Origin of the sequence: Enterovibrio qingdaonensis (assembly GCF_028683135.1) — a bacterium.
GTDB lineage: Bacteria > Pseudomonadota > Gammaproteobacteria > Enterobacterales > Vibrionaceae > Enterovibrio > Enterovibrio qingdaonensis.
The window spans coordinates 450,631-463,542 of record NZ_JAJUBB010000001.1 but is presented as its reverse complement, the minus strand read 5'-3'; the positions used below and the strand labels follow the sequence as shown (position 1 = coordinate 463,542).

8 protein-coding genes are annotated in these 12,912 nt (G+C 46.0%); 6 read left to right on the top strand and 2 right to left on the bottom strand.

Annotated elements, in window-relative coordinates; genetic code table 11:
- Positions 1-114 precede the first annotated feature (114 nt).
- The gene (locus tag LRP49_RS02090) at positions 115-1,242 is read left to right on the top strand and encodes a patatin-like phospholipase family protein (RefSeq protein WP_274139842.1); all 1,128 of its coding nucleotides are present in this window, start codon (positions 115-117) and stop codon (positions 1,240-1,242) included.
- 65 nt (positions 1,243-1,307) lie between these two features.
- On the opposite strand, the gene LRP49_RS02085 is transcribed toward LRP49_RS02090, so the two are convergent.
- Positions 1,308-2,942, bottom strand: a complete 1,635-nt coding sequence (locus LRP49_RS02085) for a methyl-accepting chemotaxis protein (protein WP_274139841.1) — start codon at positions 2,940-2,942, stop codon at positions 1,308-1,310.
- A 473-nt stretch (positions 2,943-3,415) separates the two neighbouring features.
- Here LRP49_RS02085 and LRP49_RS02080 point away from each other — a divergent pair, with 473 nt between their 5' ends.
- From LRP49_RS02080 to LRP49_RS02070, 3 genes are all read left to right on the top strand, one after another.
- Complete coding sequence (locus LRP49_RS02080; RefSeq protein ID WP_274139839.1) at positions 3,416-3,751, top strand: zinc ribbon domain-containing protein YjdM; 336 nt, start codon at positions 3,416-3,418, stop codon at positions 3,749-3,751.
- 163 nt (positions 3,752-3,914) lie between these two features.
- Positions 3,915-5,261 (top strand): ABC1 kinase family protein, encoded by a 1,347-nt coding sequence (locus LRP49_RS02075; RefSeq protein ID WP_274139838.1) that lies wholly within the window; start codon positions 3,915-3,917, stop codon positions 5,259-5,261.
- A 125-nt stretch (positions 5,262-5,386) separates the two neighbouring features.
- Complete coding sequence (locus tag LRP49_RS02070) at positions 5,387-6,022, top strand: YdcF family protein (RefSeq protein WP_274139837.1); 636 nt, start codon at positions 5,387-5,389, stop codon at positions 6,020-6,022.
- Between the two features lie 34 nt (positions 6,023-6,056).
- Here the strand turns inward: LRP49_RS02070 and LRP49_RS02065 are convergent, their stop codons facing one another.
- Complete coding sequence (locus tag LRP49_RS02065; protein WP_274139836.1) at positions 6,057-9,053, bottom strand: methyl-accepting chemotaxis protein; 2,997 nt, start codon at positions 9,051-9,053, stop codon at positions 6,057-6,059.
- 283 nt (positions 9,054-9,336) lie between these two features.
- On the opposite strand from LRP49_RS02065, the gene LRP49_RS02060 reads away from it, so the two are divergent.
- Together LRP49_RS02060 and LRP49_RS02055 are read left to right on the top strand one after the other, a co-directional pair.
- Positions 9,337-10,113 (top strand): DUF1266 domain-containing protein, encoded by a 777-nt coding sequence (locus LRP49_RS02060; protein WP_274139835.1) that lies wholly within the window; start codon positions 9,337-9,339, stop codon positions 10,111-10,113.
- Positions 10,110-12,905 (top strand): J domain-containing protein, encoded by a 2,796-nt coding sequence (locus LRP49_RS02055; protein WP_274139834.1) that lies wholly within the window; start codon positions 10,110-10,112, stop codon positions 12,903-12,905. The genes LRP49_RS02060 and LRP49_RS02055 overlap by 4 nt, the downstream gene beginning before the upstream one ends.
- The last annotated feature ends 7 nt before the right edge of the window (positions 12,906-12,912 follow it).

Sequence of the window (12,912 nt, the reverse complement as noted above, 5' to 3'; positions counted from 1 at the left end):
GTTATGTGAGTTTGTTTAACTTGCTAGAAGTGGAAAGAAATCATTCACTTTGTGTCTAATTTATTGGTCTATACACAAGGGGTATCTTTTAAAATCTCATAGTAAGGTGACAACATGGCAACGACAAGACGAAAGAAAAAGCCAACGGTATGCTTGGTACTGCAAGGTGGTGGCGCATTAGGGGCTTATCACATTGGGGCTTATAAAGCGTTACAGGACCACGGTTTCACCCCTGATTGGTTTGCTGGCATCTCAATTGGTGCACTGAATGCGGCCGTACTTGCAGGCAACAAGCCAGAAGATCGTTTGGACAAGCTTGAGGCGTTCTGGCAGCGTATTTCTCGCCCAGGAACAGACGCACACTTGCCGCCCCAAATGGCAACCGCCTTCAATACGGCCAGTGCGTCGCAAGCTCTTATGTTTGGCCAGCCTGACTTTTTCGTTCCTCGCCCTGTTAACCCATGGCTTGCAGCACCAGGCGAAGCCGCAACCAGTTTTTATGACACCAGACCTTTGTTTTCGACGCTGGAAGACTTAGCTGATTGGGATTTGATTAATTCAAAAGCTGCACGGCTTACCGTTGGCGCAACGCGAGTCACTGACGGTGAGTTAGTCTTTTTTGATAGCAAGAGTGACACGTTAGTCCCGGCTCATGCGGTTGCAAGTGGCTCATTGCCCCCGGGGTTCCCTGCGACTCAAATAGGGGAAGACCACTATTGGGATGGTGGTGTGGTGTCGAACACGCCGATTAACGGTCTGCTTGAACTAGCCGAAGACGAAGATCTGCTTATCTTTATGGTTGACCTTTGGAATGCAAATGGCGAACTACCTAAAACAATGAGTGAAGTGTTGTGGCGTGAAAAAGAGATTCAGTATGCCAGTCGTACCAGCGAACATATTGAGGCTCTCATGGCGAAACGAAACCTCGACCACGTTCTCGCCAAAGCTCCGGGGCTGGTGGACAGTGCGCAAGTGCCTGATGTCACCTCGCTAAAAGTCGGCCGTAAAATCGATATTGTGCATATTACGTTTGATCCTTTGCAAGGGCATATCCCACTTAGTGATGCAGAATTTTCGCGCCGTTCAATCAGGTTGCGTAAAGAATGTGGCTTTGCGGATATGACGCGTGCAATTGAAGAATCGCCGTGGACACAACCGAACGAAGGTTTGCCTTGCCATTTCCATAAACGTCAATGTGATGGTAGCTGGTTGAAAGAGAAGAAATTAGACAAAGCGTCTTAGTAGTCAGCAAATGAAACGACGAAAAGCCCCGTTATAGGGGCTTTTCTCGTTGAGGGAAGAAAAACCTAAACCGCGTTTGATACTTTAAAGCGGCCAACTGAGCGCCTAAAATCTGCGACCAATGAGTTCACTTCTCGCGCAGAGCCTTGAACATCGGATGCGGATTGGTGATTATTGGTCGCCATGTCGGCAATGGCTTGAATACGGCGCGCGAGCTCTTGGTTGGCGGTGGATTGCTCGTGCAATGAACGCGATACCTCTTCAATGATATTGATGAGATCTTGCGATTTTTGATGCATTTCGCGAACAGATTGCTCAGCAGAGTGAGTTTGCGACATGTTGTCATTAACCACACTGACGCTTTCCTCAATGTGTGACACCGTGGTTTCAATGCCATTGCGAAGATCTTGGATGGTAGAGGCAATCTGCTTGGTGGAATCCGACGTTCTAACGGCGAGGTTTCTCACTTCGTCGGCGACGACGGCAAAGCCTCTGCCTTGATCGCCGGCGCGCGCAGCCTCAATCGCAGCATTCAGGGCCAGCAGGTTCGTTTGCTCTGCAACATCATTAATCACACTGATGATGCCTTCGATTTCTTTGGAATGTTGATCAAGCTCTGACACCGCGGAACTGGAACGCTGAGATTTCTCGGACATCTGATCCATGTTATCGATGGTTTGACGCATGGTAGAGGCACCTTGCTGCGCTTGAATGCCACTTTCATTGGAGAGAGATTTCATCTGATCTGCATCATGCGAGATAGTATTTATACTCGCTGCAAACTCCTCGACAAGTGCGGCGATGTTTACCGTATCTTCTGATTGGCGGGTAGATGCACCAACAATGTGGTTCGAGAGATTCTCCAATTTGGCAACTTCTTGGTTAAGTTGAGTTGCACCCACTGCGATTCCCGTTAGTGTTTCTTCAAATGCGACCATTAAGTTATTGAAGGCTCGTCCCAGTTGGGAGATCTCATTGTTCCCTTTAGGCCTGAAACGAACCGTCAGGTCGAGGTTTTTCTCGGCAGTGTTTAGAAGGTTTTGTAGATTGCTAATGGGTGAGGTAATGCTTCTGGCGATGGTAATGGAGATGGCGACCAGAAATGCTGCTATCAGTGCAACGAGTAAGAGTAAGCGTTGAACATCTTCATAGAAAATGGCGTCAATATCATCAACGTAAAGGCCAGTGTTTAGCACCCATCCCCAAGGTTGAAAGGGTAATGAGTATGCGATCTTTGGATAAGGTGTTTCGTCATTTCCCGCTTTTTTCCAAAGATACTCAACAAATCCGCCACCTTGTTTAGCAACATCTACTTGGTCTCGGATGATATAAACGCCATTTACATCCTGCAACCCTGATAAGTTGCGTCCAATTAAGTTGGCACTGATCGGGTGGTGGATCATGGTCGAATTCATGTCATAAATCATGAAATAACCATTGTCGCCATAGCGCATGGCATCCAAAGAGGTGATAGCCCTGTCTTTGGCTTCATTCATGCTAATTTCGCCAGCTTCTGCTTGCTGATAGAGCCGTGTTACAAGCGTCTCCGCTGTTTCTACCAAGACTTGAATCTGACTTTTACGATCTTCGAGCATGTTCTCTCGTTTTAACATGAGAGAGACGATAGTGACGGAAACCAAAGACAACACAGCGATGATTATGATGAGCGACAACCGTTGCCGAATAGACAGGGCATTCATCGTTATTCCCCTTAATTGATAGATAACTCATTAAAAAATATATAATTACTGCCAAGAGTCTAGCAGGCAGAGGGAAAGCTGCAGTTGGTGGTTTCTTTCTGTTTTAGGGAATTGGCGGGTGGGAGAGTACGGTGTGGTGGAGGAAAGTAAGTACTGAAAAGGCCTGCATCGAAACAGCGCGTTATGATATTGATTTTGTGAATTTATTGTTGCGAATTAACATTTTTCAGTTATGTGAGAAGGTGCAAATTCTAGTGTCGAATGCCTGTGGGGAATACCGTACGCATGCCGTGATAAATGCCCGACCGAGGGCGCAATATCTATGTCTATACGGTAACGTCGACCGCAGAGTGTAAAGTGTAAATATCTTTAAACACATAAAAATTGTGTGCTTATCACTTTTCGCTATATCCGAATTCGTGATCTAGGTGTAGACTACGCGCTCTTTGCCCATGTTAACCGAGGTAACCAACATGTCTTTACCAAACTGCCCACAGTGCAACTCAGAATACACTTACGAAGACGGCGCGCTATACGTTTGTCCGGAGTGTGGTCACGAGTGGTCTCAAGACGCATCTGCAGATGCTGAAGATACAAAGGTTATCAAAGATTCTAACGGCAACGTGCTGCAAGATGGCGACACAGTTACTGTAATCAAAGACCTGAAAGTGAAGGGTTCTTCACTGGTAGTTAAAGTCGGCACCAAGGTTAAGAACATCCGTCTGGTAGACGGCGACCACGACATCGATTGTAAAATCGACGGTATCGGTGCAATGAAGCTGAAATCAGAGTTCGTGAAGAAAGTATAATTTCTTACGCCTTGAAAAAAACCGCGCAACGAAGCGCGGTTTTTTTATGGCTAAAATTTGATTAATGTAAGCTCACATTAAATACTTTCGTCCCTATAGCTGATTTAGTGAACGAAATCTCTCGCTGTTCGTACTGGTTGTTAGCGCAAAAAGGAGCGACGACGTGGCAGATTCTAAAGAGGGTAAAAAAGTTCCAACAAATCGATTCAGTCGGGTCGGTATGTTTGGCTCTGTGGTTTCAAAAGTGGCCACAAATATGGCAACCGAAGGTGCTAAGCAACTAATGGCAGGGAAGCGGCCTAAGGCGAAAGATTTACTCCTCACACCCAAGAATATTGCCAATGTTACCCAGCAACTTGCTCAACTTCGCGGCGCAGCAATGAAAGTGGGGCAATTGTTAAGTATGGATGCGGGTGATGCACTCCCCAAGGAATTGACCGACATCCTAGCGAAATTACGTTCTGATGCAGAGCCGATGCCCGCAAAACAGTTGGCGTCAGTGCTAAACGCAGAATGGGGGGCAGATTGGCAAAAGCATTTCCTTTCCTTCAATTTCAAACCTATCGCGGCGGCATCGATTGGACAAGTGCATTTTGCGCATGATGACGATGGAAATGAGCTGGCGGTCAAAGTCCAGTATCCTGGGATTAAAAAGAGCATCAGTAGCGATGTAGACAACGTTGTAACCTTGCTTCGGCTCACTGGCTTAGTGCCGAAAGACGTCGACTATAAGGCACTGTTGGAAGCAGCAAAGAGGCAACTTCATGATGAAGCAGATTATCTTTTAGAAGCGGAACAATTGTCGTCGTTTCGTGAACTGCTTGTTGATGACAAACGCTTTGTGATTCCGAGCGTAACTAACGCGTTGACGACATCCTCCATCCTCGTCATGAGCTTTGAAAAAGGCCTACCGATTGAATCCTTGGATGATTTGCCTCAAGAACTCAAAAATGAGTGGGTGGCTAACCTGTTTGGCTTGTTATTTCGTGAGGTTTTTGAATTTCGTCTTGTCCAAACAGACCCAAACTTTGCCAATTTCCTGTTCCAGCGGGAGTCTGGGCGCATTGTACTTTTGGACTTCGGCGCATCTCGATCATACTCCGTGGCTATCAGTGAAGGTTATCGAATGCTTTTATCTCATGCCATGCGTGGAAACAGAGACGGTGTAACGCAAGCAATGCACCAAATTGGATTCTTCAGTAGCCATATTTTCCCTGAACAAAAACAGGCGGTTGTCGACATGGTGATGACTGCATGTGAGCCTCTGCGCTGCGCTGGCGAATATGACTTTGAAAACACGGATTTGGGCAGTCGCATTCATGATGCGGGGATAAAGCTGAGTATGGAGCAAGGTTACTGGCATACGCCACCTGCTGATGCATTATTCTTACACCGAAAAATAGGGGGGTTATACCTTCTGGCTGCTCGTCTCAAAGCCAAAGTGAACCTCCAAGAGGTGTTTCTCCGACATGCATTGCCTGAGCCAATAGGCGAGAAAAAAGCGGTCTGAGGTAGGCGAAACCGTCAAAAGCACAAAAAACTTTTGGTTCCAACAGACTTATTGCGTCAACTGTTTGAAACTTTTGGATGGTAAAGGTAAAAGACCTAACTATAAAACATTCAAGACATTCGCTTATGCCATCTCATTTATATCAACACATCGAGACCATTTGGAATTACCACATACTGGGTCATTCTCCGCAGCTGTCTGACTGCATTTTTGTATTAGGCAGTAACGACATTCGTGTAGCCGAGTATTCCGCCGCACTGTATCGACAAGGCTTTGCACCCTATATCATGATTTCCGGTGGCGTAGGGCGGTTTACGGACGGTGTTTTTGATAAGTCTGAGGCAGAAACCTTTGCAGAGCTCATGCGAGATGAAGGTGTGCCTGACGAGGCAATGATCCTCGAAACCGCGGCAACAAATACCGGAGAGAACATTCGTTTTTCTCATCAATTGATGAAAGATAAAGGATTGGATTTCAAACGTATTTTGTTGGTTCAAAAGCCATTTATGGAACGACGCGCCTATGCGACGTTTATGAAACAATGGCCTGAACTGGCGGATAAGGTTTTAGTGACGTCTCCACCGATCCCATTAGTTGAATATGCTAATGAGGATATGCCATTTGATACCGTTGTAGCCGCAACCATTGCAGATTTTGAACGGATTAGGGAATACCCTGCAATGGGTTTTCAGACGGAGCAACTTATCCCGTCTCATGTGATTGATGCGTATAACGAGTTAAAAAAGCAGGCACTTTGGTAAGTGCCTGCAGTTTACACAAATCAAACAATGACAATTAGTAGCTAAAGCGGCCAATCATGGTGTTTAGGTTGTCCGCTTGATCGCTAACGCCGTTCATATTGTCTTGAATTCTATTGAGGATGTTGGCGGACTGCTGAATGCTTCCACCCACACTTTCCACGCCTTCAGATGCATCTTTGACCCGATCAAATTGAGCTTTGATTGATACGTTGACCAGTTCAAAATTGGCACAGACTTCATTGCTTGATGCTGTAATTTTCTTCAGAAGATCTCCAGACAAATTCACCTGTTCTGCCCCGCGAGTCACTCGCTCATCGGATTCTTTAATCAATGCTGAAATCTCTTTAGCTGCATCAGAACTGCGCTGTGCTAAATCTCGTACCTCTCCTGCAACGACGGAGAAGCCTCTGCCTTGGTCTCCGGCTCTGGCAGCCTCAACACTGGCGTTAAGGGCTAACAAGTTGGTTTGGAAAGAGATACCTTCGATGGTACTGATGATTTGCTGCATTTTCCGACTTGAATCGGTGATGGAGCGCATTGCACCTTCAATCTGTTTAACCAACGCTTCATTCTCATGAGCATGTTCGAGGGCTTTTTGTGACACGGAAACGGACACATTGGCATGATCTAACGTTTCATCAATGTTGCTTCGCATTGCTTTCATCAACAAGGAAACGTCTTTAAGATCTTTCACTTGGATATCAAATTGCTGATTCAGTTGTGTGACTTCTGCAAACGTTTCATCAGACTTCACATTCACGGTTTTCGCGGATGATTGAATCTCTTCCAGCATCTGCGCGAGTCGTGAAATGGTGTCATTGATGTCTCGCTTGAGAAGAACGTAATCGCCTTTGACGTTAAGTGAGAAGTTTTCGGTGAGATTCCCTTGTGACAACTGGCCAAGCACTTGGCGTGTGTGTGACAGGGTTTGCTCTAAATTAGTGGTCGACTGATTCACTGAACTTGCCAGTTTCAATAAGTCGCCGTTAGCGGTACGTGCATCACAACGTGCCGAGAAGTTACCGTCTGTCACTTGTTCCATCACAGTGACAATACTGGTGATAACGGAATTGGTCGAAGAAGACGCGTGGTTGACCGCCTGCTTCATTTCGTCAAGTTTGCCTTTTGCATCGACATGGACGCGACGATCAAAGTGACCTTTACCCATTTCGGCCATCACTTCGCAGATATTGTTAACAACTGCCTCTGTGTTGGTCATTGAAGAGTTGATCGACTCTTTTAATGATGCCAGTTCACCCGCCGCTGGGGCCGTTATTCGTTTGTTGTAATCACCTTGCTCCATGGCTGACATAACAAGCTTGGCATCAGCCACAAAAGCGGCGGTGGATTTCGCGGAGCTGTTCACTTGATTTTTTAGCTGCGCAAGCTGTCCTTTCGCTTTGGTGGTAATTTGCTGCTTGAAGTCACCCTGTTCAATACGCGCCATCACATCACCAATACTGCGAACCGCGACGTCAATTTCTTCCGCTGAGTCATTGATGCTGTTTTTGAGCGTTGCCAGATCACCAGTTAGATTTGTTGTGATGCGTTGAGAAAAGTCGCCCTCAGACAGCTTTTTCATTGTCCCGGAAATGTCACTTACCGCCACATTCAGCGAGGCAAGCATGCCATTTAGTGCTTCTGCAGCTTGTCCGGTTTCGTCTTTGCTGTGTATTTTCGCACGAGAAGAGAAGAGCCAATTTTGTTTCAATTGGAGTATGAAGTTCGACAGGTCTTCAATAGGCGCTGAGATCAATCGGCCAAATTGTTTTGCAATGAAGAGTATTGAGCTGACAAGTATGATCGCAACCAATAAATAAATTAATTCCAGTGAATAGATTGCAGAGAGTGCTTCCCCTGTTTCCTGTTCGACAATAACAATCCATTGCGTGTCTTTCCCGATAGATACCTTGTGAAAGACGGTAAACGCATCATGGTTTAAGTAGTTATCACCATGCAAAGCAAATGCTGGTTCAATTTCATCAGAGTTTAGTGCGTAGTTTATCGCATCAGTATCAATGATTTTGTCATGCTGGAAAGACGAATAAACCGTCAAATCCTTATCGTGGAATGTGTCGGAGCGAAGTCGTTTATCTGTCCCGACGACAAAAGACTCACCAGTTTCCCCAAGCCCATAATCTTTCTCCATTACAGCTGTGACTTGGCTGAGGGGAATTTGTACAGCCAGAACCGCAATGGGTACACCTTTGTCGAAAACAGGTGTGGCTATAAAGCTGGCAGGCGCGTTGAGGGCGGGCAAATATTGGCTGTAGTCAACAAACGCTGTTGGTGCCGCGTTGTCATCGTTAAGTGATGAGGCGGCCATTTGGTATGCTTTTGCAAGCCCCGAGTCTTTTAGTGGACCATCATTTAGGTTCGTGGCGAAATCTATTTTCTTGTTAACGGTATAAAAGATATCGCCAGTGTCGATACCCACCAAGAAAACATCGTAGAAACCAAATTTATCCGCGTACTGTTTTATATCCTTGTGAAATCGACCATGGGCGAAGTCATATTCAGAGTTTCCCGCCTGAAACAGCTGGCTTTTCTCCCCAATAGGGTGTGTGTTATTAGCGATATAAGCATGTTGAAGTGATTTTGTTGTGTCAGAGTTTTCCTTGATGTGGGTAATAAGTTGGTTTGCCTCTTCTTTATTTATGTCTAGAGAGGGCAGAAACTGCTGGGTGTAGTAGTCGCTAAGCGATGCCTTTTCACTGGCCGTCAATATTTTCTTCGGGTATTGACTAAATCCATTTTTAAGGCGCGTGGTGGCAGAAATTATATCGGGACTGTGTGCAATGCTTTGAATAACAATATTGGTGTTTTCAAAGTACGTTTCTATTGCGTCCCCCTTCAAGTGTGCAATCGCTTGAAGTGCGCCACTTTTTTCTTCCTCCAACGAGTTTGAGGCGGAGTAAAGCCCAATGAGAGCGGTCAGTATTGTGGGAATCAATCCAATCAAACACAAAATGATGGTGACTTTTTTTACCAGCGCAAAATTTTCAAATTCACGTTTCCAGTTTGCCAACACGTTTTTGTCCCGTAATTGAAATGGATGTAACAGTTATATGATTGTAGGAAGGAATTCAGCGTATGCATAAGTGGGCAAACAAGTTTTTGGCCGAAGTGCGGACACGGTTTTTGCTGTGTCGGAACAAGTGACTATCTTGAATGCCCAGCTCGGAAAGGTTTCGAGCATTCTTTAATGACCAATACCAAAGTTTTCACTGCGACAAATTGGCCAACATGTACCTTTTAAACCTGTCCACGTAGAATCAAATTTTTAACATGGAATAGTTAATCAGGTAATGCGGATGCTTTCTCCTTCTCGTTATGCTATCGACCCCCAGCAGCCCCATTGTCAGTGGTGGTTAGCGGTCGCTTCTCCTCAGATCAGTTATAACCGTCAGGAATTCGATTACTTACTTCCAGAGCTTAAGCGACAGGTTGAAGATGTTGGTGACTGGGAGAAAAGCTTTGTCGAATGGTGGGGTATTTCGACGCGTCGAGAGTGGCATGAAATGATCCATCGGTTAGCAATGGGCGAAGTTCATGGCGACATTTGGCGCAATGAATTTGGCAGACGTGCCTGTATGACAGGCAAAGAATGGGAAGAAAGAACCAATGCCGTAAAAAGCGAGGTGGCGAGAGCGGAAATGCGGTATCTCGATGCGACATATCGGCACGTGGGTAAGTCGGGTTTTCTGGCTTGGGACTACAGTCGAGCAGGCTTTCTTGCGCGTGCCGGACTCTGCTTGGGTAAAGTGACGCAGGAAGAATGTGCGTTTTTGCTTAACTTTTTAAGTAAGCGGATCCGCCTCCAGTTTGTAGGTTGGTCTGAGTATCTGCATAGCTTCATTTTTGGTAGAAATTATTGGGATTACATTCACGATGAAGATGATGATTTGGTGAATGTGCCGTATCTCCTTAATGATGGCTTTCATGTGAGTTTCAGTCGCTTTTTCGAAAGCATCGAAAACGATAAAGACTGTCCAGTTCACTGGCTAGACTGGGCGGAGCCGTTGCCTGATCTCGATGCGCCAGAATCTCTACAGGCCATTTTAAATGAAGAGCAGGAGCGTGAGTCATGACGATATGGGAAACGCTCGGTATCGAAGAAACGCACGATGAGACGGCCATTAAAAAGGCGTATCGAAAACAGCTACGCATTCATCACCCAGAAGACGACCCGGAAGGTTTCCAACGCGTGAGACGGGCGTACGAAGAAGCGTTGGCTTCTATCTCGTCTCAGTCCGAATCTGATCCTGACACCCAACTATCCATTGCTCAGAGTGACGAGCAACAGAACATCGAGCTGGCGGAAATAGGGCAATTTGATGCGATTCTTGCTAATGCTGAGCAGAGAATGGCGTTGGATTGTTGGAGAGTGTGGGCCGAATCCGTGATGCTGCTCGCCATTGACCAGCAAGAAGAGATTTCGTTGTATGCGCTTCGTACTGTAATGGCAAATCGATGGCTCCCACCCCCCATCGTCAATGTTCTTTGGGAGTCTCTTGGGTGGCAGACTTACCTGAAAGGATCGGAAGAGCAACAAGAGGTCGGCGAGTTTATTGACGATTGGCGTCAACAGGCATTTACGGTGTCTTTGGAAGAACTGAAGTCGCTGGAACATGCAGAACAAAGAGCGATGCTTGGCTTCTTGCGGCCATTAGAAATTGCATTGAGTATTGGCCAGCCTGACGCAATCGACTATTTGTTTAGCCAGCAGCTCGTTTCACGGCATTGCAACCACATTGAGACTCAGTTGCTATTGCTTCGAGGAGGCGTTGCTTGTGGGCTCACATCAGATTCCTTTCTTCAACAATTGGTGGCTCCGCTTTGTTCCCTCCCTGCGCAAACCTTGTCTCTTAAACAGTGGGATATCGTCGCTAGTGCTGTTTTACTCTTCGGCCGAGAAGATCTGGTTGTTCTCGTCATCGAACGTTTACTGAAACTGAAAGCCTACCCAGAGGTGGCAGACCTGCTTTTTCAGAGCACGGTAGGCATTGACGATCCGCTGCCAATCTGCGCCGCTTTTCTTCGTCAACAATGGATGCCATTGCCCACCGTTTATTGGCGTACTGAGCGTCGATTCGTTCAGCCAAACGAAAAAACGGCGGAATCGAGATTATTCCATTGGCTGCACGGACAACTCATGAATCAAGACAATGGAAATATCAACCATCGCCTTGATTTGCTCGGCTTACCAGACTTCTGGCATTTGGTTGGTGGTGCATTGTGGGCGGGACACTCGGGCAGTTGGGCATGGCTAAGGCAACTAAGTGAATCAATAAAGTCAGCGCAAGAACATAAATCAGGTAGGGAAAGAACACTGCTCATACTCGCAGAGCGCTGGGTGAAAGAGGCCTTGGGCAAAGCCAAGGGTTGTGACACCTTGTTGTTAAAGCTTTCTGCATACGAAAGTGACGCGATGTTCAGCGCAGAGCCACTAAGCTATGAAGAAATATCCTCTCTGTCTAAATCTGACTGGTTGGAGTGTATACGTCGGCATCCGCTTATACCTGATAGCTGGTTTTCGCAGTTGGAAGATGCCGAAATCATCGTATTTGAAGAACTCCGAGATGAATCATTTTTCCCGCATTATGCTGACGCGCTGTGCTTTTATCGTGCCATAAACAAAGACGTTAATATCAGTCATAGTTGGGCGGAGACACCGTTTGATGGGATGTTCGATTGGACGCTTTGGTTCTATTCGCATTTAGCGGCAGGGGGAGAAGACAAGCAGGAAATTATTCGATACCTGAGCGACTTGCCTGAGACGCAGCGCGAACATCAGATTGGGCTTTTATTGCCGTTTGCGGAGCAACCCGATGTTTACCTACCTGACGCTGTTCAAGCGTTTAATCGTTATCCCGAACAGTTTGTTTATCGATTGATTGTTGATCGGCAAGTGACATTGCTGGAAAACAAAAGCGATACAGAATCGCTGGTTGAGATGGCCAAAAAGGGGGATTTACTCGCCACGATGGCGTTGTCGAGAAGATTAATAGAAGACAATTTTGATGAGGCGGTGGTGCTTTGGAATCTTGTTGCGGCAGCCTCGAGTCATTGCCCACACCTGCAAGCAGTGGTTGACTGGCAACAACAAAACTTGCTCACTGTTCGTGATGAACAAGACTTGGTAAAAGAAAGCTATGAGTATTCGAAACCTGAGTTTCTTCATGCCATGTTAACAACCAACAAAACGTGGTTTAGTCCCACTAGCCAAATTGAAGAAAATGACCCAGTTGAAGAGAGTAAAAGTTTTCATTACCCCATGGTGTTGCTCTTAACCCAATTGCATTTAGGGTTGAGTGAAGCAGATCAAAACCTATTGCCGCTTAAAGAGCTGTCAAACCGCCGACTTAAGCAGACGCCATTGCAGCAAGATATTACCGATATCGCCGTTTTTCAGCTTCAAGATATGTACCAAAGAAAGCTGGATCAAGATATTGAAGCTAAAGGAGAAAAGGCAGCGACCTACAGTAAGAAACGGTTGACGTTTCTCTCGGTGGCACTGTTTTTTGCGTGGATTTTTGTGTTCCCAATGTCAGTGCTTAGGCTACCCACGTTCGAGATGGGTTCGGTGATAGTCGCGTCTGTGTTAATGACCATTATGCAAGGGTTGCTGATATGGCAAATCTCTCGGCCAATCAATGAAAAATCAAACAAAAATAAGTATATAGGCTATTCGCTATTTACCTATTTTGCTGCTTTACTTTTTAAATCACCGTTTCTTGCGTTGGTAAATGTGTTTACGCATTTTTATACCGTTTCTCATCTTTCACCGTTGTATGTGAACGGGGGATGGAACAGGATTGTTGTTGCGACGAGAAGTATCAATATGCGCAAGGTGCTTGGATTTAAAGATAAAGAGAACTAGGGTGGTG